At 66.3% G+C, this 22989-nt stretch carries 16 protein-coding genes; all 16 read right to left on the bottom strand.

Annotated features, from left to right (window positions below; all coding sequences use genetic code 11):
* Positions 1-300: 300 nt before the first annotated feature.
* Positions 301-2454, bottom strand: a complete 2154-nt coding sequence (gene ligA / locus N2602_RS10695; protein ID WP_260382610.1) for an NAD-dependent DNA ligase LigA — start codon at positions 2452-2454, stop codon at positions 301-303.
* A gap of 161 nt (positions 2455-2615) precedes the next feature.
* Positions 2616-4289, bottom strand: a complete 1674-nt coding sequence (recN, locus tag N2602_RS10690; protein ID WP_172787253.1) for a DNA repair protein RecN — start codon at positions 4287-4289, stop codon at positions 2616-2618.
* Between the two features lie 13 nt (positions 4290-4302).
* Positions 4303-5193, bottom strand: coding sequence for an outer membrane protein assembly factor BamD (locus tag N2602_RS10685; RefSeq protein ID WP_260382609.1), 891 nt, complete (start codon positions 5191-5193; stop codon positions 4303-4305).
* Between the two features lie 242 nt (positions 5194-5435).
* Positions 5436-6398, bottom strand: coding sequence for a UDP-3-O-acyl-N-acetylglucosamine deacetylase (gene lpxC / locus N2602_RS10680; protein WP_172787251.1), 963 nt, complete (start codon positions 6396-6398; stop codon positions 5436-5438).
* Between the two features lie 364 nt (positions 6399-6762).
* Positions 6763-8550 carry a cell division protein FtsZ gene (gene ftsZ, locus N2602_RS10675; RefSeq protein WP_172787250.1) on the bottom strand — a complete coding sequence of 596 codons (1788 nt, stop codon included), beginning with the start codon at positions 8548-8550 and terminating at the stop codon, positions 6763-6765.
* 87 nt (positions 8551-8637) lie between these two features.
* Positions 8638-9960, bottom strand: a complete 1323-nt coding sequence (gene ftsA / locus N2602_RS10670; protein WP_212254613.1) for a cell division protein FtsA — start codon at positions 9958-9960, stop codon at positions 8638-8640.
* Positions 9957-10985, bottom strand: coding sequence for a cell division protein FtsQ/DivIB (locus N2602_RS10665; protein ID WP_172787248.1), 1029 nt, complete (start codon positions 10983-10985; stop codon positions 9957-9959). Before N2602_RS10665 ends, ftsA begins: the two co-directional genes overlap by 4 nt.
* 348 nt (positions 10986-11333) lie before the next feature.
* A complete protein-coding gene (locus N2602_RS10660; RefSeq protein ID WP_260383641.1) occupies positions 11334-12320 on the bottom strand; it encodes a D-alanine--D-alanine ligase in 987 nt (328 codons plus the stop codon).
* 84 nt (positions 12321-12404) lie between these two features.
* Positions 12405-13322 (bottom strand): UDP-N-acetylmuramate dehydrogenase, encoded by a 918-nt coding sequence (murB, locus tag N2602_RS10655; protein WP_260382608.1) that lies wholly within the window; start codon positions 13320-13322, stop codon positions 12405-12407.
* A gap of 4 nt (positions 13323-13326) precedes the next feature.
* Positions 13327-14730, bottom strand: a complete 1404-nt coding sequence (murC, locus tag N2602_RS10650) for a UDP-N-acetylmuramate--L-alanine ligase (protein ID WP_260382607.1) — start codon at positions 14728-14730, stop codon at positions 13327-13329.
* Between the two features lie 148 nt (positions 14731-14878).
* The gene (gene murG, locus N2602_RS10645) at positions 14879-15979 is read right to left on the bottom strand and encodes an undecaprenyldiphospho-muramoylpentapeptide beta-N-acetylglucosaminyltransferase (protein WP_260382606.1); all 1101 of its coding nucleotides are present in this window, start codon (positions 15977-15979) and stop codon (positions 14879-14881) included.
* 108 nt (positions 15980-16087) lie between these two features.
* Positions 16088-17239 (bottom strand): putative lipid II flippase FtsW, encoded by a 1152-nt coding sequence (ftsW, locus tag N2602_RS10640; RefSeq protein WP_172787244.1) that lies wholly within the window; start codon positions 17237-17239, stop codon positions 16088-16090.
* 239 nt (positions 17240-17478) lie between these two features.
* Positions 17479-18876 (bottom strand): UDP-N-acetylmuramoyl-L-alanine--D-glutamate ligase, encoded by a 1398-nt coding sequence (murD, locus tag N2602_RS10635; RefSeq protein WP_172787243.1) that lies wholly within the window; start codon positions 18874-18876, stop codon positions 17479-17481.
* 7 nt (positions 18877-18883) lie between these two features.
* Positions 18884-19987 carry a phospho-N-acetylmuramoyl-pentapeptide-transferase gene (gene mraY / locus N2602_RS10630; protein ID WP_172787242.1) on the bottom strand — a complete coding sequence of 368 codons (1104 nt, stop codon included), beginning with the start codon at positions 19985-19987 and terminating at the stop codon, positions 18884-18886.
* A gap of 139 nt (positions 19988-20126) precedes the next feature.
* Entirely contained in the window at positions 20127-21509 is a 1383-nt protein-coding gene (gene murF, locus N2602_RS10625) for a UDP-N-acetylmuramoyl-tripeptide--D-alanyl-D-alanine ligase (RefSeq protein WP_260382605.1), read from the bottom strand.
* Entirely contained in the window at positions 21506-22978 is a 1473-nt protein-coding gene (locus N2602_RS10620) for a UDP-N-acetylmuramoyl-L-alanyl-D-glutamate--2,6-diaminopimelate ligase (protein WP_260383640.1), read from the bottom strand. Before N2602_RS10620 ends, murF begins: the two co-directional genes overlap by 4 nt.
* Positions 22979-22989 lie beyond the last annotated feature (11 nt).

Below are 22989 nucleotides of genomic sequence, written 5' to 3'. Positions count from 1 at the left end.
TCACGCTACGCTTACGCTCGTCCGATCGAACTCAGTACATCCGTGCAATTCGATCTTTATTGTGAGTATCTAATTTAGGTTGCCGGGGCGTTAATCGGCGTTGCGCATGCGGCACACTCAAGCGAATGCAGGTGTTTTCACGGGGCGACGTCGCGCATTGGTAAATGCGGCCTGACGTGAAGCGGTAAAGATCGGGTCAACGCGAAAGGTGAAGGAACTCTTGCCGCCGCGTATCATTACGGGACGTTTGTTACAGGAGCCTCGGCGATGGCGACGGAACGTGAGGAGCCGACGTGCCCCTCACTCCGCGATCAGCTTCAGCCACTCGTCTTCGGTCAGCACCTTGACGCCGTGCTTGTTCGCATCCGCGAGCTTCGAGCCGGCGCCGGGGCCCGCGACGACGAGATCGGTCTTTTTCGACACCGAGCCCGACACCTTGGCCCCTAACCGCTCGGCCGTGGCCTTGGCTTCATCCCGCGTCATCCTCTCCAGCGATCCCGTGAACACAACGGTCTTGCCGGCGACGGCCGAATTGCTTTTCGGCTTCTCGGCGTCGACGATCTCGACCTCCCTGGTCAGGCGTTCGACGATGCCGCGATTGTGGCTCTCGCCGAAATAATCGGCGATGCTCTTGATCACGGTGTCGCCGATCTGGTCGAGCGCATCCATCTCGGCCATCGCCTCCTCGTCACCCTCAGCAACTTTCAGGCAGGCATCGTGGAACGCATCCCACGAGCCGTAGCCGCGCGCCAGCGCCAGCGCCGTGGTCTCGCCGACATGGCGCATGCCGAGCGCGTAGATGAAGCGCTCCAGCGCAATTTTCCGCCGGCTCTCGATGGCGCCGAACAGGTTGCGCACCGAGGTCGCGCCGTAGCCCTCGACCTCCTCGAGCTTCAGCTTCGCGTTGCGCTTCTCCAGCGTGAAGATATCGGCGGGCTCCTTCACCCAGCCCTCGTCGAAGAAGTACTGGAGCTGCTTCTCGCCAAGGCCGTCGATGTCGAAGGCCCGCCGCGACACGAACAGCTTCAGATGCTCGATCTTCTGGTAGGGACAGGCGAACTCGCCGGTGCAGCGGGCGCGCGAGCCCTCCTCGCCCGTCGCCGTCTCCTCGCGCACGACGTCGGTGTGCAGCGGACACGGGCACTTCTTCGGGAAGTGGAATTCCCTGGCGGTCTTCGGCCGCTTGTCCAGGACGACGTCGACCACCTGCGGGATGACGTCGCCGGCGCGCTGGATCACCACGGTGTCGCCGATCCTGATGTCGCGCCCCTCGCGAAGCACCTCGCCCTTGTTGCCGATGCCCTTGATGTAGTCCTCGTTGTGGAGCGTGACGTTCTGCACGATCACGCCGCCGACGCCGACCGGCTCGAGCTTGCCGACCGGCGTGAACGAACCGGTGCGGCCGACCTGGATCTCGATGTCGCGCAGAACCGTCATGGCGCGCTCGGCCGGGAACTTGTGCGCGATGCCCCAGCGCGGCGTGCGCGACACGAAGCCGAGCCGCTCCTGCCAGTCGATGCGGTCGACCTTGTAGACGACGCCGTCGATGTCGTAGTCGAGTTTTGCGCGCTGCTCCTCGATCGCGTGATGAAACGCGAGCAGCTCCTCGACCGAGTGACAGAGCTTGGTCAGCGGATTGGTCTTGAAGCCGCAGCGCTCGAACCAGCCGATCATGCCGCTCTGCGTATCCTCCGGCATCGCGCTCATTTGCCCCCAGGCATACGCGAAGAACCCGAGCGGGCGCGAGGCGGTGATGGTCGGGTCCTTCTGGCGGAGCGAGCCGGCGGCCGAATTGCGCGGATTGGCGAAGATGGTGTCGCCTGCCGCCTTCTGCCGCTCGTTGAGCGCCAGGAACGCCTTCTTGGTCATGTAGACCTCGCCGCGCACCTCGCAGATGTCGGGGATGTTGCGGCCCTTCAGCTTCTGCGGCACGTCTTCGAGCGTGCGGATGTTGGCGGTGACGTCCTCGCCGACCGCGCCGTCGCCGCGCGTCGCGGCGGTGACGAGCTCGCCGCCCTCGTAGCGCAGCGACATCGAGAGGCCGTCGATCTTCGGCTCGGCGGAGAAGTCGATCTTGTCGTCGTCGAGCTTCAGGTAGCGCACGATGCGACCAACGAAGTCGCGCACGTCCTCCTCCGCAAAGGCGTTGTCGAGCGACAGCATGGGCACGGCATGCGGGACTTTCTTGAACCGCCCCGACGGTGCGGCGCCGACCTTCTGCGAGGGCGATTCCGCGGTGACGAACTCGGGAAAGCGCGTCTCGATCGCGTTGAGGCGCTGGCGCAGCGCGTCGTATTCGGCATCGGTGACGGTCGGCGCATCCTCTTGATAGTAGCGCTCGTTGTGCCCCTCGATCTCGAGCGCGAGCCGCATATGCTCGACCTTGGCCTGCGCCTTGGTGAGATCGGCGACGTCGCGTAGCGGTGCTGCTTTGGATTTTGCTGCTCTGGCCATGATGCTTGGATACGACGTAGCGGGCGGGAGGGTAAAGGCTTGTGGAAATCTCGTGCCCCGGACGCAGCGCTGCGCCTCTTCGGCGGTGCGCTGCAGAGCCGGGGCCCATGAGACGAGAGCTCTGGGTCCCGGCTCGCGCTTCGCGCGTCCGGGACACAAACCTAAGCCGTCGCCGCCTTCAGCAATCTCTCCGCCGCCGCCCTCGCCTCGGCCGTGATCTCGGCACCTGCGAGCATGCGGGCGATCTCCTCGCGGCGGTGGTCGGCGGCGAGTGCGTTGACGCGGGTGGCGACGCGCTTGCCCTTGTCGAGGGCGTCCTTGGAGATGAGCAGGTGCTGGTCGGCGCGGGCGGCGACCTGCGGGGCGTGGGTCACGGCCATGACCTGGACCTTGCCGGCAAGCCGCGCCAGGCGCCCGCCGATGGCGTCGGCCACCGCACCACCGACGCCGGTGTCGATCTCGTCGAACACGAGCGTCGGCGCCGAGCCGCGGTCGGACAGCACGACCTTGAGCGCGAGCAGGAAGCGCGACAGCTCGCCGCCGGAGGCGACCTTCATCAAGGGACCCGGCTTGGTGCCCGGATTGGTCTGCACCCAGAACTCGACGCGGTCGAAACCTTGCGGCCCGGGCGCAGCCTCGTCGGTCTCGACCTGGGTCATGAACCTGGCGCGTTCGAGCTTGAGCGGGGCGAGCTCGGCATTGACCGCCTTGTTTAGCTTCTCCGCCGATTTCTGCCGCGCCAGCGACAGCTTCTTGGCGGCCGCAGCATAGCGGCTGTCTGCCTCGATCGCGGCCTGCTCCAGCTTCTTCAAGCGCGAGGCGCCGGCATCGATCAGGACGACGTCGGCGGCATATTTGGCGGCCAGCGCGGCGAGCCCGTCGACCGGCGTCGAATATTTGCGCGAGGCGGCGCGCAATGCGAACAGCCGCTCCTCGATGCGTTCGAGCTCGGCCGGATCGAAATCGGTTGCGGCCAGCGCTGCCTGGAGATGCTGGTCGGCTTCCTCCAGCGCGTTGATCGCGGCGTCGATCGCCTTCACCGCGGGCTCGACCAGCGCCGGCGAGTTGACGCCGCGGCGCTCCAGCCGGCGCACCGCTGCCGAGAGGGCTGCGACCGGCGAATGATTGCCGCCGACCGCTTCCTGCGCCTCGCGCAGGTCGGAGGCGATCTTCTCGCCCTGCATCATGGTGGTGCGGCGGGAGGCCAGCGCGGTCTCCTCGCCGTCCTTGGGCGCGAGCTGCTTCAGCTCGTCGGAGGCGTGGCGCAGATAATCGGCCTCGCGCGCCGCGCTCTCCATGGCGGCGCGATGCTCCTCCAGCGCGGTGTTGGCGGTGCGGCGCGCGTCCCAGAGCGCTTCGACCGCCGCGACGTCCTTTTCGAGGCCGGCAAAAGCGTCGAGCAGGCGGCGGTGGGTGGCGGCATCGACCAGCGCGCGCTCGTCGTGCTGGCCGTGGATCTCGACCAGGGCGGTGCCGACCGCCTTCAGCGTCTGCACGCTGATCGATTGGTCGTTGATGAAGGCGCGGGTGCGGCCGTCGGCGAGCTGCACGCGGCGGAGAATCATCTCGCCGGTGTCGTCCAGGCCGTTCTCGGCCAGGATCTTCGTCGCAGGGTGATTCTTCGGGACATCGAACACCGCCGTGACCTGCCCCTGCTCCGCGCCGTGACGCACGAGGCCGGCATCGCCGCGGCCGCCGAGCGCCAGCGCAAAAGCATCGAGCAGGATGGATTTGCCTGCACCGGTCTCGCCGGTCAAAACCGCGAGGCCGGAGGCGAATTCGATATCGAGCCGTTCGATCAGGACGATGTCACGGATCGACAGACGCGCCAGCATGGAACCAAATTTCCTAGCCGAGACCCATCTTCTTGAAGGTCCGGCTGATCCAGGACCCCTGATTCTCGCTCGGTTCGAGACCGCCGGATTTTACAAGATTATAGGCGTCCTTGTACCAGCGGCTGTCAGGAAAATTGTGCCCAAGCACGGCCGCCGCGGTCTGCGCTTCGCCGACGATGCCGATCGCCATATAGGCCTCGGTCAGGCGGAACAGCGCCTCCTCGACATGGCGGGTGGTCTGGTACTGCGTGACGACGGTCTTGTAACGATTGATGGCGGCCGTGTAGTCGCGCTTCTGGGCGTAGTAGCGGCCGACGTTCATTTCCTTGCCCGCGAGCTGGTCGCGTGCGCCCTCGATCTTGGCCTTGGCCGAGGTCGCATATTCCGAGTTCGGATATTTGCGCACCACCTCTTCCAGCGCCGCGATCGCCTTTTCGGTGCGGGTCTGGTCGCGGCTGATGTCCGGGATCTGGTCGTAATGGGAGGCGGCGATCAGATATTGCGCATAGGCCGCGTCCGGGCTGCCGGGATGCAGCGTGACGTAGCGGGTGGCGGCGCCGATGCAGCCGTCATAATCGCCGCCCTGATAGGACGCATAGGCCGACATCAGCAGCGATTTGCGGGCCCATTCGGAATAAGGATGCTGGCGGTCGACCTCTTCGAACTTCTTGTTCGCCGCCTTCATGTCCTTCTTCTCGTTCATGAGGTACAGGCCCTCATTGTAGATCTTGTCGGCGGGCTCCTCGACGAAGGTGTCGTCCTTGGCGGTGAACTTGTCCCAGAGCGCGCCCGTGCCACATCCGGCGAGCGGCAGCGCGAGCATGATGAAGGTGACGGCCTGAAGCAGCCCGCGCGCTCGCGACGAGATCGAGAAATATCCGCGCGTCATACGCTGTGCCGACATGAGTTTAAGCCCTGACGCCCTGTGATGCGGTGTCCGCCAGCCCACGAACCCCTCATGGGCGCGAAATGTAACCGTGGTGCCTGCCGTGCGACCACGCCGATGTATCCGAAAAACGACCGTTAACGAACCGGATAGGGAGGCATTTCGCCCGGATTAAGGCGAACCTGCCGCAATGCTAGCCGATCATGGTTACCAGGAGTTTCCCGGGGCCGCCAACCACGTTCCGAAGGCGGCAGGCCGCGTCAGGACACATCCGGTCCGAAGGCCGCAGCGATCCGGCCGCCGACGATGCCGCGACCGACCTCACCCACGGGACGCGTGGTGCGGCGGGCAGCCTCGCCCTCGACCACCCGCCAGGCGGTCCGGTCGGCGAGCAGCGCGGTCAGGACGGCGTGGTTGACCTTGTGGCCACCACGCACCGAGCGGTAGGCGCCAAGCAGCGGCAGGCCGGCCAGCGAGAGATCGCCGATCACGTCCAGCACCTTGTGGCGGGCGCATTCATCGGCGTAGCGCAGGCCTTCGGTGTTGAGCAGCCGCTCGTCATCGAACACGACGGTGTTGTCAAAGGAGGCGCCGAGGGCATAGCCCGCGCTCCAGAGCCGCGCGACATCGCTCATCAGGCCGAAGGTCCGGGCCCGGCCGACTTCGCGGCGGAAACCTTCAGGGTTGACGTCGAAGGCGTAAGCCTGCTGGCCGATGACGGGATTGGTGAAATCGATCTCGACCTCGACGCGGAACCCATTGGCGTGGGGCCTGATCTCGCCGAAGGAATCGCCGATCTTGACCGAGATCGGCTTCAAAACCTGAATGAAGCGGCGCTGCGCCGGCTGGGTGACGACGCCGGCCTGGTCGATCGCCGCGATGAAGGCCGCGGCGCTACCGTCCATGATCGGGACTTCGGGACCGTCGATCTCGATGGTGGCGTTGTCCACACCCATTCCCCGCAGCGCAGCAAGCACATGCTCGGCGGTGGACACCAGCGGACCGGTGCGGTCGCCGAGGACGGTGGCAAAGTCGGTCGCGATCACCTGGTCGGCGGTCGCCTGGACTTCGCGGTCACTTCCCTCAAGTCCGGTCCGGACAAAAATAAAACCTGCGTCGACAGGCGCAGGCCCAAGCGTGACAGTAACGGGAAGACCGGAATGAACGCCCACGCCTGCCACGGAGGCTTGCGCACGAAGCGTTGTTTGCCGGCTAAATTTCATCAGGAACCCGCCCCACTACGACCCACTGCGACTTATACGAGACCCGCTTGGCCGGCCAGAGCCGACACTACCGAATCCCCGTATCCCCAAGTCACGGCAAACCATAGTTGCTGCCTCAAACAGCGCCAACTCACGCTTTTTTACCGATTGTTACCCCAAACCTGCCGTATTCGCGCCAAGGCTTAACCAAATTGCGCCGGTGTTCGGGGTGCCTGTCGGCAGTTTTACTGAACCACCGAATGCGTAATTAATGATTTAAAATCAGTTGCTTGGCTGCGCAATCCGGACATGCCCGGGGCCAAAGGAAAGGTCCCGGCAAGCTTCTCGCCGGGACCTTTTTTCGTCTGCCTTATTGTAACAATCCTCAGGTCGCCTGCCGCCGCAGGAAGGCCGGGATATCAAGATGGTCGTCACCCTGTGGCGCCGGCGCAACAGGTGCGGGGCGCCCATGGACGTCCAGGCCCTGCGGCGCAGGACGGCGGGCATACTCTGATACCGGCTCGCTGGATGCGATCTGCTGCGCCACGGTCTTCTGCGGCCGGCGCTCGGGCAGCGGCGGCATGGCGGGACCGGCGGTGCGGGCCGCGACCGGCGGCTCGCTTTCCTCGTCGCGACGGCCAAGGCCGACATTGGCGAGGCGCTGCAACAGCGACAGGCGGGTTTTCTGCGGGGTTTCTTCCTCAGCCTCGCCGCGGGCCTGCCGAATCTCGGCCTGGGCCGGCATCGGCAGCTCCTCGATTCGCGGCATGCGTGGCGCGCGGGCCGGACGCTCGGCCTGCGGCGGGATGAAAGTATCCGGCGTCATCGGCTCCTGCACCGCGACCGGGGCCATGTCGGGCTCCGGGAACAGGGTCGGCTTCTGCGCGATCGGGCGCACGGTGACGTCGCCATAGGTCTGCGGCGCGGGCGCCTGCGGCACCTCGGCAACGGCAGCGGCGATGGCGGCGAGCGCAGCGCGCTCGACGTTCTGACGGGGCGCGGCGACAGCGGGAGCCGGCGCGGCGACCGGGGTCTGGGCTTCGAGCTTCTGGGCACGCTCGGCCAGACGCTGGTTGTCGGCCCGGAGCCGGGCGGTCAGGTCGGCGAGACGGCTCTCGGCAGCGGCGGCCGGGGCGGCAGCCTGCTGCACCTGCGGCGCCGGGTTCGCGACGGGCGCGGAGGTGGCCTGGCTGTTGCGGGCGATCGCGGCCTGCTCGATGCCGGTGGCGACGACCGAGACGCGGATCAGGCCGTCGAGCGCTTCGTCGAAGGTGGCGCCGACGATGATGTTGGCGTCCTGGTCGACTTCCTCGCGGATGCGGGTCGCGGCCTCGTCGACCTCGAACAGGGTGAGGTCCTTGCCGCCGGTGATGGAGATGAGGAGGCCCTTGGCGCCCTTCATCGAGCTGTCGTCGATCAGCGGGTTGGCGATCGCGGCTTCCGCGGCGGTCAGCGCGCGCTTGTCGCCGGAGGCTTCGCCGGTGCCCATCATCGCCTTGCCCATTTCCCTCATCACCGCTCTCACGTCGGCGAAGTCGAGGTTGATCAGGCCTTCCTTGACCATCAGGTCGGTGATGCAGGCAACGCCCGAATAGAGCACCTGGTCGGCCATCGCGAAGGCGTCGGCGAAGGTGGTCTTCTCGTTGGCGACCCGGAACAGGTTCTGGTTCGGGATGATCAGGAGCGTATCCACGACCTTGTGCAGCTCGTTGATGCCGGCTTCAGCGGTGCGCATGCGGCGGCCGCCTTCGAAGTGGAACGGCTTGGTCACGACGCCGACGGTGAGGATGCCCATGTCGCGCGCGGTCTTGGCGATCACGGGAGCAGCGCCCGTGCCGGTGCCGCCGCCCATGCCGGCGGTGACGAACACCATGTTGGCGCCCGAGAGATGGTCGCGCAGCTCGTCGATCACCTCTTCCGCCGCCGCGGCGCCGACGTTCGGCTGCGAGCCGGCGCCGAGGCCTTGCGTGACGGCCGTGCCCATCTGCACGATGCGCTGCGCCTTCGACATCGTCAGCGCCTGCGCGTCGGTGTTGGCGACCACGAAGTCGACGCCCTGCAGGCCCGCCGTGATCATGTTGTTGACGGCGTTGCCGCCGGCGCCGCCGACGCCGAATACGGTGATCCGGGGCTTCAGTTCGTGAATATCAGGAACATTGATGCTGATGGTCATGGTTGCCTCTCGATCACGCGCGCGTGGGTTCGCCCCGGCCGGTGGCCGCGGGAGTTGGTGAAAATCGAAGATTGCAGAATGCGGTCATCAGAAGCCCTCGCGTAGCCATCGTCCGACCTTTCCGAAATATCCGCCGGTCCCTGTCTTGACCTGCTGCCGCGTATGCCGCGGTTCGACATGTTCGAGGTGAACATATTGCGGGTAGACGAGAAGTCCGGTCGGCACCGCGAACGCGGCGTTCTTCGCCTCGTTGGGCAGCCGGCCAAAACCGAGCGGACGGCCGACCCGCACGGGGCGGCCGAGAATCCGGGTACCGAGATCGACGAGACCGGTCAGCTGCGAGGCGCCGCCCGAGAGCACGACGCGGCCGTTGGGCTCTGCGGCGAAGGGCGAATCCTTCAGCTTGTCCCGAACCATTTCGAAGACTTCCTCGGCACGGTGCTTGACGATGTTCGCGATGGTGGCGCGGGAGACGATCTGCGGCAGATCCTGCTCGTCACCGGCTGTCGGCACAGACATCAGCTCACGCGAGTCCGATCCGCCGGTGATGACGGTGCCGTATAAGGTCTTGATTCGCTCGGCATCGGCAATGGTCGCCGAGAGTCCGCGCGCAAGATCCATCGTGATGTGTTGCCCGCCGACCGCAAAACCCGCCGCATGCACGAAGCGGCCGCCCGAATAAACGGCAATCGTGGTGGTGCCGGCGCCCATTTCGACGACGGCGGCGCCGAGATCGGCCTCGTCGTCGGTCAGCACCGACAGGCCGGCCACATAGGAGCTCGCTGCCATCGCTTCGACATTGATGTGGCAGCGCTCCACCGCCAGCATCAGGTTGCGCGCCACAGTGGCGTCACAGGTGACGACGTTCATGTCGACGCCGAACTGGTGCGCAACCATGCCGCGGGGATCGCGGATGCCCTTGACGCCGTCGAGCGTGTAGCCGACCGGCAGCGCGTGCAGCACGGTGCGGCCTTCGCCGGTGGCGTGGCGCATGCCGGTGGAGGTGACGCGGCTGACATCGGCCGGCGTCACGGCGCCGCCACGAATGTCGGCGGCGGCTTCGACCAGCTGGCCGGCGAGCCGGCCGCCGGAGACCGACAGCAGCACCGACTCGACCCGCACCTTGGCCATCTTCTCCGCGAGTCCGACGGCCTGGCGCACCGCCTGCTCGCATTCGCCGAGATCGATCACCGCCCCGGCCTTCATGCCGCGCGACTGGATCTGGCTGTAGCCGATCAATTCCACCGCATGGGTGCGGCCGCGCAGCGCATCGCTCGGCGGCGACGGCTTCAGCCGCGCGATCATGCAGGCGATCTTGCTGGTTCCGATGTCAAGGCAGGCGACGATGCCGCCGCGCTTGTGCGGCATCGGGCGCGTCTTCGGCGTTTGGGTGCGATCGAGACCGGTCATGCGGAATCCCCGGCCTTCTTTTTCTTCTTGTCCTTGAACAGCTCCTCGCGCGCCTTGGCGGCGTCCTCGGAGAGCTGCACCACCAGCCGGTCCGGCAGGCGCATGTCGACGGCGACGATGTCGCGGGAGAACAGCCGGTCTTCCTTGTCGAGCTTGGACAGCGTCGCAAGCGCGTTGCCGACGTCCTGCTCGGGCAGGCGGATGTCGAGACCGTCCTTGAGCCGCAGGTTCCAGCGCCGCTCACCCACGTAGATCGCGGCCTTGGTCACCGAATTGACCTGCGGGTAGCGCGACAGCAGCGCCAGGAAATCACGCGCCTGGGTGTCGGCGCCCTTGCCGACCACGAGCGGCAGCGACAGGAAGCGGCGCGAGACATAGGGCTCGAGCACGGCGCCGTCGTCGGCGATGACGGAGAGCCGGCCGGCCTCCTGCCACAGCGCGAACGCCTTGCGCTCGGTCAGCTCGATCATGAGCTGGCCCGGATAGAGCTTCAGCACGGTCGCATCCGCGATCCAGGGATTGGCCTTGAGCTTGTCGCGCACCGCGTCGGCATCGAGGAACAGCAGCGAGGAACGGCCGCTGACGCCGCCGATCGCGAGGATCTCGTCCTGCGTCAGCTGCTTGCGGCCGTTGATCACGACGGAGGTGATGCGGAAACCGGCGGAATTGGCCAGCGCATTGCGGGCATCGCTGACCGCGGTGACGAAATCCTGGAGATGGCCGCCCTTGACGATGCCGAAGCCGCAGCTGCCGATCAGGAGCAGCACGGTCATGCTGAGGCCGACGCGGCGCGGCAGATAGCGCTCGACCAGCGCGACCACGCGCGGCGGCGGCTCGCGCTCGACGACGGCCCTGACCTTGGCCTTGGCTTTGGCCTTGTCCTTGGCGGCAGCGCGCGCCTCTTCGTGCTTGTCCTGCATCCACTCGCGCAGAAGCACGCCCGCTCCGATAGCGGCCGCCTTCAGGTCAGCTTGGGGCCTCAGCGATCTGAAAAGCGACCGGGTGAGGCTTCCTGCTCCATCCATTGCACGAGCTCGTCAACAGTTTGCCCGCGACATCGCGCGGATCCTGGCGAACATGACGTCTCGGTGCCGGGCCGGGTGCTGGTCTTCAGCAGAAGAAAACCTCTCCCCTTCAAAGCGTTCGCTGGAGGGTGACATCACCCGCGACAGCTCTCGCGCCGGCAGCCAAAGCGCCATATGCGCCGCCAGCGTTAACCTTCGGACGTCCTGGTAAACAAAAGGTAAAATTCGTTAACGACTTGCGCATTTTGCCCCGCAATGTGAGGCGTTTGCGCCGCGATGTCCGGCATTTTACCGGTTTTGGTCGCCAAACCGGCCGGTTTCGCCGATTCGGCTGTTAACCAGTCCTGACTATTTCCGCACGCGCTGGCAGGCGAGCTCGACCAGGCCGCGCAGGAAGTCGACGAACTCGATGCCTTCGGCTTTCAGCGCCTTGGGGTAGAGCGAGGACTTGGTCAGCCCGGGCAGCGTGTTGGTCTCGAGATAGACGAGGCCCTTGTCCGAGACGATGAAGTCCGAGCGGGAATAGCCGGTGCAGGACATTGCGCGATGGGCCAGCATCGCCTGCTCCTTGAGCGCGGCGGTGATCTCGGGTGCGAAGCGGCCGGGGCAGATCTCCTGGGTCGACTTCAGAAGATATTTCGCCGCGTAGTCGAAATTGCCCTCACCCGGAATGATCTCGATCGGCGGCAGCGAGATGATCGAGCCGTCGGTGCGCTCCAGCACGCCGCAGGTCGCCTCCACGCCGGCGATATAGGGCTCGATGACATACTCTTCATGCTTGGCCGCGTTGCGGACGGCGACGAGATCCTGCTTGGCGTTGACGAAGATCAGGCCGTAGCTCGACCCGTCGCGCGCGGGCTTTGCGATCAACCGGCCGTATTCTGCGAACGCTTCATCGATCTTTTCAAGCGCGACGTTGGCCGGTGGCGTGACGCCGCCGAGCGCAGCGAAATGCTTGGCTGCGATCTTGTCGAAGGCGAGATGCGAGGACGCCGAGCCCGAGCCGGTGAACGGCACGCCGCGCGCCTCGCACATCACCTGCAATTCGCCGTTCTCGGCACGCCCGCCATGCAGGCCGAGCACCAGCACGCGATCTTCCGCCTTGGCCCGGTCGAGCGCCTGCGCGAGCGGAACGCCTGACGTGCCCGGCTTGAACTCGTCCTCGAACGGGCGGGCATGCTCGAGCAGCTGCTTCGACTGCACGACGTGCACCTTGTCCTCGACGTCCCACCACCAGAGGTCGGCCTCGGGCAGCGCCTGATGCAGCGCCTGGGCGGTGGCGACCGAGACCAGACGTTCGCGGTTGGAGCCGCCGAAGAGGATGGTGATGCGCATGTTCCTGTCACCCATGTGTATCGTCATTCCGGGATGCGCCGAAAGGCGCAGGCGCGACTTCGTCGCGCCCCGGAACGACGGAAATCATGAAACCCCGATCCGCTTGATTTCCCAGTGTAGCTCAATTCCGGAATTCGCCTTCACGCGTTCGCGTACGGTCTCGCCGAGCGTCTCGATGTCATGCGCGGTGGCGTCACCCGTGTTGATCAGGAAGTTGCAATGCATCTCCGAGACCTGCGCGCCACCGACGCGCAAGCCGCGGCAGCCGGCGGCATCCACCAGCTTCCAGGCGGAATGGCCGGGCGGATTCTTGAAGGTCGAGCCGCCGGTCTTTTCGCGGATCGGCTGCGCGGTCTCGCGATGGCTCTGCACCTCCGCCATGCGCGCGCGGATGGCCTCTGGCTCTTTGATCTCGCCGCGAAAGCGCGCGGAGGTGAAGATGATGGAGGGATCGACGCCGCTGTTGCGGTAAACGAATTTCATCTCGGTGTTGGAGAAGACGTGCTTCGTGCCGTCGCGACCAACGCCGCGCGCCTCGATCAGCACGTCCTTGGTCTCGCCGCCATTGGCGCCGGCATTCATGCGCAGCGCGCCGCCGATCGTACCGGGAATGCCGAAAAAGAATTCGAGCCCGCCGATATTGGCGGACGCCGCAACCTCCGCCACGCGCTTGTCGAGCGCGGCAGTACCTGCGGTGACGATGTCGCCACTCGCACTCGCCTCGCCGAAGGCGCGCGGCGCGAGACGAATGACGACGCCGGCAATGCCGCCGTCGCGCACGATGAGGTTGGAGCCGACGCCGATGACATAGACGGGAACGTCGGAAGCCAGATGCGCGAGGAAGTAAGCGAGATCGTCCTCGTCCGCCGGCGTGAACAGCACCTGCGCGGGACCGCCGACGCGAAACCAGGTGAGCTCGGCCAGTGACTGGTTCGCCAGCAGCCGGCCGCGCAGCTCGGGCATCGCGGCTTTGAGTGAAGGGGTGATGTCGGGAAATCCCACCGCGTTACCCCAGCGCCTTCAATTCGCCGGGCAATGCATACGCCCATTGCGTGATGTTGCCTGCCCCGAGGCACACGACGAGATCGCCTGGTTTCGCCAATCCCTTGACGATGCCGGCGAGTTCCGTCGCGGCCGGCAGCGGGACCACCTCGCGGTGACCATGCGCGCGCAGGCCCGCGACGAAATGGTCGCGGTCGATGCCGTCGATCGGCGCTTCGCCCGCGGCATAGACGTCGGCGACGACGACCGCATCGGCGTCGTTGAAGCAGGTGCAGAATTCCTCGAACAGCGATTGCAGACGGGTGTAGCGATGCGGCTGCACCACGGCGATCACCTTGCCGGTGTAGGAATCGCGCGCTGCCTTCAGCACGGCCGCGATCTCCACGGGGTGATGGCCGTAATCGTCGATCACGGTGACGCCGTTCCACTCGCCAGTCTTGGTGAAGCGCCGCTTGACGCCGCCGAAGCCAGCCAGCGCCTTGCGGATCGCCTCGTCCGACACGCCGAGCTCATGCGCGACCGCAATTGCAGCCGTCGCATTCGAGGCGTTGTGCCGGCCCGGCATCGGCAGCGCGAGGTCGGCGATCTCATGCGTGGTGCCGGTCTTGCGGTCGCGGATCACGACCTTGAACTTCGAGCCGCCGCCGCCCGCGGTGAGATCGACCAGGCGCGCATCGGCCTGCGGGTTCTCACCGTAAGTGATGATGCGGCGGTCCTCGATCCTGCCGACGAGGCTCTGCACCACGGGATGATCGATGCACATCACGGCAAAGCCGTAGAACGGCAGGTTCTCGACGAAGTGACGGAACGCGTCCTGCACGGCCTCGAACGTCTTGAAGTGATCGAGATGCTCGGGGTCGACATTGGTAACGATCGCGACATCGGTCGGCAGCTTCAGGAACGTGCCGTCGCTCTCGTCGGCCTCCACCACCATCCAGTCGCCGGCACCTAACCGTGCGTTGGAGCCGTAGGCGTTGATGATGCCGCCGTTGATCACGGTCGGGTCGAGCCCGCCGGCATCGAGCAGCGTTGCGACCATCGTCGTCGTTGTGGTCTTGCCGTGGGTACCGGCGATGGCGACGCAGCTCTTCAGCCGCATCAGCTCGGCCAGCATCTCGGCGCGGCGTACCACGGGAATGCGCTTCTCGCGCGCCGCCATCAGTTCCGGATTGTCGCGTTTGATCGCGGAGGACACGACCACGACCTCGGCGCCGTCGATATTCTCGGCCTTGTGGCCGACCGAGACCTTCGCGCCCTTCTTGCGCAGACGGTCGAGATTGTAATTGTCGGCGGCATCCGAGCCTTGCACGGCATAGCCGAGATTGACCAGCACCTCGGCGATGCCGCTCATGCCGATCCCGCCGATCCCGACGAAGTGGATAGGTCCGATCTCGCGCGGCAGTCTCATGTGGTTTCCTTGGGGTCATCGTCCGCGAAAGCGGACGATCCAGTACTCCGCGACGCCAGAGATTCAATCAACTGCGTCGGATACTGGATGCCCCGCTTTCGCGGGGCATGACAAGGGCCTTTTTTGGCCATCCGGGCCGGAACAGGCGTCAGATTCCCGCAACCTTGACCACGAGATCCGCCAGCCGCTCGGCCGCGTCGAGCCGGCCAGCGCCACGGGCGGCTTCAGCCATCGCGGCAAGTCGCGCCGGCTCGGCGGCGAAGGCGGAGATTTCGGACGCCAGCCGGTCGGAGGTGAACTCGGTCTGCGGGATCCGGATTGCGCCCTCGACCTTGACCAGGACGCCGGCATTGGCGAACTGGTCCTGGTCGATCGAGCCGGGCAGCGGCACCAGGATGGAGGGCCGGCCGATCGCGGCGAGCTCGGCCACGGTGCCCGCACCGGAGCGCGATACCACGAGATGATTGGAGGCGAGGCGCGCCGGCAGATCCGTGAAGAACGGCGCGAGCTCGGCCTTGATCTTGAGCTTGTCGTAGACGGCGCGCACGCGGCTCATGTCCTCTTCGCGCACCTGCTGGGTGAGAATGAGACGGCTCCACAGCGCAGGCTCGAGTCGCTCGATCGTATCAGGCACGATGTCGGCCATGATGCGCGCGCCCTGGCTGCCGCCGACGACGAGCAGGCGCAGCGGCCCGTTCGGCTCGGGCGCGGCATATTTCACCGCAGCGGCCGCGAGGATCGCCGGACGCATCGGCGTGCCGACGGTCGTCGTCTTGCCTGCCAGCGCCGGATCGCGATCGAGCACGCCGGGCAAGGATGTCGCGATGGCGCGCACGCGGCTCGACAGGAACCGGTTGGCGCGGCCGAGCACGGCGTTGGCGTCGTGGATGATGCCGGGTACGCCCGCGAACTTCGCCGCGACCAGCGGCGGCAAGGTCGGATAGCCGCCGAAGCCGACGACGGCGACGGGCTTCAACCGCTTGATCAGGGCGTAGGCCGACAGCGTGCCGGCGGCGAGCGTGAGGCCGGCATAGGCGAGCTGAAGCGGATTGCGGCCGCGCGCGGTCTCGCTTCTGACGACGTCGATCATGTCCTTGCTGAACAGCCCGCTGTAGCGCAACGCGCGCTCGTCGGTGACGAGGCGGACGCGATAGCCGCGCCGGATCAATTCGACGCCGAGCGCCTCGGCCGGGAACAGATGGCCGCCGGTGCCGCCCGCGGCGAGAAGAATCAGGGGGGACGTGTCCATGGTGGGCCTTTTTACAAGGTCTGTCCCGTCATTGCGAGCGAAGCGAAGCCATCCAGAATCCCTCCGCGGGGACAGTCTGGATTGCTTCGCTGCGCTCGCAATGACGACTTACGCGTAACTGCGCATCGCCTCGGCGTGGCCGCTCGCCTCGACCTCGGTGCGCGGGCGCAGCCGCGTCAGCGCCAGCATCATGCCGACGCCATAGGCGAGCGAGATGATCGAGGAGCCGCCATAGGAGATGAACGGCAGTGTCATGCCCTTGGCGGGGATGAGCTGCAGGTTCACAGACATGTTGATCGCCGCCTGCACGCCGAACAGGATCGCAAGGCCCGAAGCGGCAAAGCGCGAGAACATGTCCTCATTGGCATAGGCGCGCGACAGCGTGCGGATGACGACGAAGGCGAACAGCGCCAGCATCGCAAGGCACAGGATGATGCCGAACTCTTCGGCCGCGACCGCGAAGACGAAGTCGGTGTGGCTGTCCGGCAGGCTGCGTTTGGCGATGCCCTCGCCGGGTCCGAGCCCGAACCAGCCGCCGTTATAGAAGGCCTCCATGGCGGTATCGACCTGGAAAGTGTCGCCGGAGGCCGGGTTCATGAAGCGCTTGATGCGGCCCGCGACGTGCGGAACGAAAAGATAGGCGCTGAACAGGCCGGCCGCGCCGAGACCTGCGAGCCCGAACACCCAGATCATGCGCATGCCCGCGATGAAGAACAGCGAGCCCCACACCATCAGGATCAGCATGGTCTGACCGAAATCCGGCTCCATCACCAATAGCGCGACCAGCATCAGCAGCAGCACCAGCGCCATCGAGGTCGCCGGCATCTCCGGCCGCCTGGTCGATTCCGCGAACAGCCAGGCCGCGATCACGACGAAAGATGGTTTTGCGATCTCGGAGGCCTGAATGTTGACGCCGAGCAGCGTGATCCAGCGGCGCGAACCCTTCACCTCGGGGCCGATGGCGAGCGTGAGCACGATCAGGATGATGCTCGCCGCGAAGATGATCAGGGCCGAGCGGCGGATCGCGCGCGGCGACAGGAAGGACACCCCGAGCAGCACGATGCAGGAGGGCACCAGGAACAGCACATGGCGGCTGAAGAAGTGGAAGGCATCGAGCCCGATGCGGGTCGCAACCGGCGGGCTCGCCGCCAGCGACAGGATCACCCCGGTCAGCATCAGCCCCAGGATGGCGCCCATCAGCGGCTTGTCGACGGTCCACCACCACTCGGAAAAGGGGGTGCGTTCTTCACGGGAGAGCATGGGCGGCCGCTTTCGGACAGAGGTCCGTCCATTGGTCGCCGACGTTGGTTACCGGGGGGTTAAGGAAGTGCGGATGTTTGACGATGATCTCTGGCCACAAGACGCACTGTCATGCCCCGGCTTGACCGGGGCATCCAGTACGCCGCGGCTCCTCGGTTCAATCACAACCGTCTCTGGAATACTGGGTCGCCCGGTCAAGCCGGGCGACGACAGCGGAGTTGGCCGGACGAGTGCGCGTCCTACACCACCGGCTTCACACCCGGCAGCGCCTGCACCAGCTCGCGGAACTTGGTGCCGCGGATCTCGAAATTGCGGTACTGGTCGAACGAGGCGCAGGCGGGCGACAGCAGCACGACGGCATCAGTGAGGCCCGACGCTTCCGCATCCCGCGCGGCGTGCTCGACCGCGACGTCCAGGGTCTGGCTGATCTCGTGCGCGACCGAGCCGAGCGTTCCGGAAAATTCCTGCGCGGCTTCGCCGATCAGATAGGCTTTTCGAATCCGCGGGAAGAAACCGGTCAGGCTAGTAATGCCGCCCGCCTTTGGCTTGCCGCCGGCGATCCAGAAGATGTCGGCAAACGACGACAGCGCATGCGCCGTGGCATCCGCATTGGTGCCCTTGGAATCGTTGACGAACAGCACGTTGCCGCGGCGGCCGACCTGCTCCATGCGATGCGCGAGGCCCGGAAAACTGCGCAGGCCGTTCTGTAGCACGTCCTGGCTGATGCCCATGGCGAGCGCGGCGGCGGCCGCGCAGGCCGCGTTCTGCGCGTTGTGCTGGCCGCGCAGCGAGCCGATGCCGCCGAGCGCGGCGACTTCGCTGCGGGCGCCGCCCGAGGCGCGAACGATGGTGCCGTGCTCGACGTAAATGCCTGACGCGAGCGGGTTCTTGACGGAGATGCGCACCACGTTCTTGCCCGCGCGATCGAGCCGGTCGGCGATATCGCGGCAATAGCCGTCATCGACGCCGACGATCGAGGTGCCGCCGCCCTGCACGCCGGCAACGAGGCGTTCCTTCACCGCGGCGTAATGCTCGATCGTGCCGTGCCGGTCGATATGGTCCTCGCTGACATTGAGCAGGATGCCGACGGAGGGATCGAGCGAGGGCGTGAGGTCGATCTGGTAGGACGACATCTCGATGACGTGGACGCGGCCCATGCGCGGCGGCTCCAGCGACAGGATCGCGGTGCCGATATTGCCGCCCATCTGGGTGTCGTAACCGGCGACCTTGGTCAGATGCGCAATCAGCGCCGTCGTGGTCGACTTGCCGTTGGTGCCGGTGATGGCGACGAACGGCGCATCGGGTGCGTGGCGGCGCCGCTCGCGGCAGAACAGCTCGATGTCGCCGATCACCTCGACGCCGGCCTCGCGCGCCTTCAAGACGCTCCAGTGCGGCACAGGATGGGTGAGCGGCACGCCGGGCGCGAGCACGAGGCTTGCGAACTTGGCCCAGGAGACGTTGCGCAAGTCCGCGGTGATGAAGCCGGCCTGCGCGGCCTTGGCGACGTTCTCGGCGTTGTCGTCGGCGGCGACCACCTCGGCACCGCCGGCTTTCAACGCATGGCAGGAGGCGAGCCCCGAGCCGCCGAGGCCGAACACCGCGACCGTCTTGCCGGCGAAGGACGTGACGGGGATCATCGATCGGTCACCGCAGCTTCAGCGTCGAAAGGCCGGCGAGCGCCAGCATCACCGAGATGATCCAGAAGCGGATCACGATCTGCGGCTCGGTCCAGCCCTTCTGCTCGAAGTGATGGTGGATCGGCGCCATCCGGAACACGCGCTTGCCCGTGAGCTTAAAGGACACCACCTGCACGATGACCGAAACCGCCTCGAGCACGAACAATCCGCCGATCACGGCGAGCACGATCTCGTGCTTCACCGCGACCGCGATCGCGCCGAGCATGCCGCCGAGCGCAAGCGAGCCGGTGTCGCCCATGAAGATCGAGGCAGGCGGGGCGTTGAACCAGAGGAAGCCGAGACCGGCGCCGAGCAACGCGCCGCAGAGCACCGCGAGCTCGCCGGTGCCGGCGACATATTTGATCTGGAGGTAGTCGGCGAACACCAAGTTGCCGGTGAGATAGGCGATCATCGCAAAGCTCGCGGTCGCAATCATCACGGGCACGATGGCGAGGCCGTCGAGACCGTCGGTGAGGTTCACCGCATTGCCGGAGCCGACGATGACGAAGGCGCCGAAGACGACGAAGAACCAGCCGAAATGCAGCACGGTATCCTTCAGGAAGGGAATCGTCAGCGCGGTCGAGGCGGGGTCGCGGTTCAGCCGCACCAGCGCGTAGCAGGCGACCAGCGCTATGACGGCTTCGATCAAGAGGCGCAGCTTGCTGCCGAACCCCGTCGTGGTCTGCTTGGTCACCTTGAGGTAATCGTCATAGAAGCCGACGAAGCCGAAGCCGAGCGTCACCGCCAGCACGATCCAGACATAGGGGTTGAGTGGATTGGCCCACAGCACGGTGCCGACCGTGAGCCCGGACAGGATCATCAGTCCGCCCATGGTGGGCGTGCCCTTCTTGGCGAGATGCGATTGCGGACCGTCGGTGCGGATCGGCTGGCCCTTGCCCTGACGGATGCGCAAATGATCGATGATCCAGGGGCCGAACAGGAACACGAACAGCGCGCCGGTCACGATGGCGCCGCCGGTGCGGAAGGTGATGTAGCGGAAGACGTTCAGGACGGTGCGAAAGGCACCGAAGCCCGGAAATGTGTTGGAAAGCTCGATCAGCCAGTAAAACATTCAGACGGTCCTATGGCGCCTTTGCATATCCAGGTGCCTCATGCGCATTCGCTGGTCTTCGTCATGGGCCGCGCGTTTCGGGAAACGGACGGCTTCCGCCGCAAAGGGTGGGATTCGGGAACGGCGCCTTCCAAGCAGTTTACGCCTTTGCCTGCAAGGCGGCCACCAGCCCCGGCACAAACTTGTTGACCCAGAACATCTTCTTGCTGCCCTTGACAACCACGACGTCGCCTGCCTTCAGCAGATTTGCGACCTCGGCCGGTTTCAGCGTGGCGGGATCGTCATGCCAGCCGAGGCCCTTGCCCGATGGCAAAGCGTCGAACAGGTACCGCATTAGCGGTCCGACACAATAGACGCCGTCAATGCCGTCGAGATGCCTGGCGAGGCCGGTGTGATAGCTCGGTGCGTCCTCGCCGAGCTCGAGCATGTCGCCGAGAATCGCGATGCGGCGGCCACCGCTCATGTTGCGCGCCTGCAGGCTTTGCAGCGCCGCCGCCACGCTGGCCGGATTGCCGTTGAAGCTGTCGTCGATCACCGTGATATCGCCGACTGCCTGCTCGACGCCGCGGCCGGTCATGATGCCGACGCGATCGAGCTTGACCGCGAGCGTCGCGACATCGAGATGCGCGGCATGAACCGAGGCGAGCGCAGCCAGCGCATTGTGCACCCGGTGCGGCGCGCCAGGGGTGAGGCTGAAGGCGATCTCCTTCTTGCCGATCGCGGCCACGACCTGCCAGCTCTCGCCGTGCGGCGCATGCGCGACCTCGTGCACCTCGGCATGCTCGCCGCCGAAGCGCACGACCTTGCCCTTCCACTCGGAAGCCTTGAGTCCGGCGGGCAGCACCAGCACGCCGTCCTCGGGCAGGCCGAGCGCGATCGACACCTTCTCGCGCCTGATGGCCTCGAGCGAGCCGAGCTTTTCCAGATGCACCGGCTGGACGTTGACGATGAGCGCGACGGTCGGCTGCGTGAGCTCGCTGAGCCGGGCGATCTCGCCTTGCTGGTTCATGCCCATCTCGACGACCCAGAGGCTGGCGTCCCGCCTGGCATTGCACAGCGTCAGCGGCACGCCCCAGAAATTGTTGAAGCTCGACGGGCTGGCATAGGCGTTCGGATAGGCGGCGAGAAATTCCTTGGTGCTGGTCTTGCCGGCGCTGCCGGTGAGCCCGATCACCGGGCCATTGAAGCGCGCGCGTGCGGCGCGGGCGAGGCCCCAGAGGCCGTCGATCAGCGTGTCCTTGACGACGATCTGGGGAATGCGGATGCCCGCGATCTCGTGCGGCACGATGATCGCGACCGCGCCTGAAGCTTCCGCCTTGTCGGCGAATTCCCAGCCGTCGCGCGCGCTGGCGAAAGCCGAGACGAAGCCGCCGCTCGGCGTGCCGCTCAGCGCGACAAACAGGCTGCCCGGCTTCACCAGGCGGCTGTCCTGGGTGACGAAATCGATTCCCGTCTCCGGGAACGATCCGGCCACGCCCAGCGCACGCGCGACCTCGGCAACCGTCCATATTGGCCCGCTCATGCAACCCTCGACGCTAGTGCGGCGGCGACCGCCTCGTGATCACTGAAGGGCAGCACCTCGCCGCCGACGATCTGCCCGGTCTCGTGGCCCTTGCCGGCGATGAGCAGCGCATCGCCCTCCTGCAGGTCCTCGATCGCGGCGCGGATCGCCTCGGCGCGATCGCCGATCTCGCGGGCGCCCTTCGCGGTGGCGAGGATAGCGGCGCGGATGGCTTCCGGCTTCTCGCTGCGCGGATTGTCATCGGTGACGATGACGGCATCGGCATTCTCCGCCGCGATCTCGCCCATGATCGGACGCTTGCCGGCATCGCGGTCGCCACCGGCGCCGAACACGACGACCAGCCTGCGCTTGGCATAAGGCCGCAGCGCCTGCAGCGCCTTCGCCAGCGCGTCGGGCTTGTGCGCGTAGTCGACGAAAACAGGCGCGCCGTTGCGCGCGCCGACGCGCTCGAGCCGGCCCTTGGCGCCTTCGAGATGTTCGAGGCTCGCAAACACGTTTTCAGCATCGCTGCCGGTGCCGATGGCAAGCCCGGCCGACACCAGCGCATTCTCGATCTGGAATTCGCCGACCAGCGGCAGCCGGATCGCGTAAGCCCTGCCGCGATGCTCGACCGTGAGCTTTTGCGAGAAACCGTCGACCACGGCCTCCGTGAGGCGGATGCCCTCGCCTGCGCCATCGCCGTTGCGGCCGACCGCCATGACGCGCAGGCCGCGCGATGTCGCCGCCTCGATCGCTTCCGCCGAGCAATCATGATCGGCCGAGATCACCGCGGCGCCATCGGGCGGCACCAGCTCGCGGAACAAGCGGAGCTTGGCCGCGAGGTAATGCGCAACGGTCGGATGGTAATCCATGTGGTCGCGCGAGAGATTGGTGAAGCCGCCGGCCGAGATGCGCACGCCATCGAGTCGATATTGATCGAGCCCGTGCGAGGACGCCTCGAACGCGAGATGCGTGACGCCCTCGCGCGCGATCTCGTCCAGCTGCCGGTGCAGCGCGATCGGATCCGGCGTGGTCAGCGAGCCATAGACGGTGCGCTTTTGCGACACGAGACCGATGGTGCCGATACTGGCGGAGGCATGCCCGAGCCGCTCCCAGATCTGGCGCGTGAACGCGGCGACCGAGGTCTTGCCGCTGGTTCCGGTCACCGCGGCAATCGTCTCAGGCTGCGCCGGGAAAAATCTTGCCGCGGCCAGTGCCAGCGCGCGGCGCGGATTGGCGACCGCGATGAACGGCACCTTGCAAGCGGCCGGTGCGTGGTCACCGACGACGGCCACCGCGCCGGCGGCGACCGCAGCATCGACGAAGCGGGCGCCGTCGGTCTTGCTGCCTGCCAGCGCGAAGAAGAGATCGCCCGGTTTCACCGCGCGGCTGTCGAGCGCAACGCCGCTCACCTCGAGCGCCGCGGCAGCGGGCTCGATCGCGGCATCATTGCCCGGAACATCCTGACCCAAGAGGTCGCGCAGCTTCATGGTCTTCCAGT

It is taken from the genome of Bradyrhizobium sp. NC92 (genome assembly GCF_025200865.1).
Classification (GTDB): domain Bacteria; phylum Pseudomonadota; class Alphaproteobacteria; order Rhizobiales; family Xanthobacteraceae; genus Bradyrhizobium.
This window is presented reverse-complemented; position numbering and strand designations above follow the sequence as displayed.

What these genes read in the sequence shown, in the direction of transcription:
- ftsA (WP_212254613.1), bottom strand. Translation starts at nt 9,960, where the DNA reads ATGACCGGTCTCGATCGCACCCAAACGCCGAAGACGCGCCCGATGCCG.
- ftsZ (WP_172787250.1), bottom strand. Translation starts at nt 8,550, where the DNA reads ATGACCATCAGCATCAATGTTCCTGATATTCACGAACTGAAGCCCCGG.
- ligA (WP_260382610.1), bottom strand. Translation starts at nt 2,454, where the DNA reads ATGGCCAGAGCAGCAAAATCCAAAGCAGCACCGCTACGCGACGTCGCC.
- murG (WP_260382606.1), bottom strand. Translation starts at nt 15,979, where the DNA reads ATGGACACGTCCCCCCTGATTCTTCTCGCCGCGGGCGGCACCGGCGGC.
- murC (WP_260382607.1), bottom strand. Translation starts at nt 14,730, where the DNA reads ATGAGACTGCCGCGCGAGATCGGACCTATCCACTTCGTCGGGATCGGC.
- N2602_RS10620 (WP_260383640.1), bottom strand. Translation starts at nt 22,978, where the DNA reads ATGAAGCTGCGCGACCTCTTGGGTCAGGATGTTCCGGGCAATGATGCC.
- recN (WP_172787253.1), bottom strand. Translation starts at nt 4,289, where the DNA reads ATGCTGGCGCGTCTGTCGATCCGTGACATCGTCCTGATCGAACGGCTC.
- ftsW (WP_172787244.1), bottom strand. Translation starts at nt 17,239, where the DNA reads ATGCTCTCCCGTGAAGAACGCACCCCCTTTTCCGAGTGGTGGTGGACC.
- N2602_RS10685 (WP_260382609.1), bottom strand. Translation starts at nt 5,193, where the DNA reads ATGTCGGCACAGCGTATGACGCGCGGATATTTCTCGATCTCGTCGCGA.
- murF (WP_260382605.1), bottom strand. Translation starts at nt 21,509, where the DNA reads ATGAGCGGGCCAATATGGACGGTTGCCGAGGTCGCGCGTGCGCTGGGC.
- lpxC (WP_172787251.1), bottom strand. Translation starts at nt 6,398, where the DNA reads ATGAAATTTAGCCGGCAAACAACGCTTCGTGCGCAAGCCTCCGTGGCA.
- mraY (WP_172787242.1), bottom strand. Translation starts at nt 19,987, where the DNA reads ATGTTTTACTGGCTGATCGAGCTTTCCAACACATTTCCGGGCTTCGGT.
- N2602_RS10665 (WP_172787248.1), bottom strand. Translation starts at nt 10,985, where the DNA reads ATGGATGGAGCAGGAAGCCTCACCCGGTCGCTTTTCAGATCGCTGAGG.
- murD (WP_172787243.1), bottom strand. Translation starts at nt 18,876, where the DNA reads ATGATCCCCGTCACGTCCTTCGCCGGCAAGACGGTCGCGGTGTTCGGC.
- N2602_RS10660 (WP_260383641.1), bottom strand. Translation starts at nt 12,320, where the DNA reads ATGCGCATCACCATCCTCTTCGGCGGCTCCAACCGCGAACGTCTGGTC.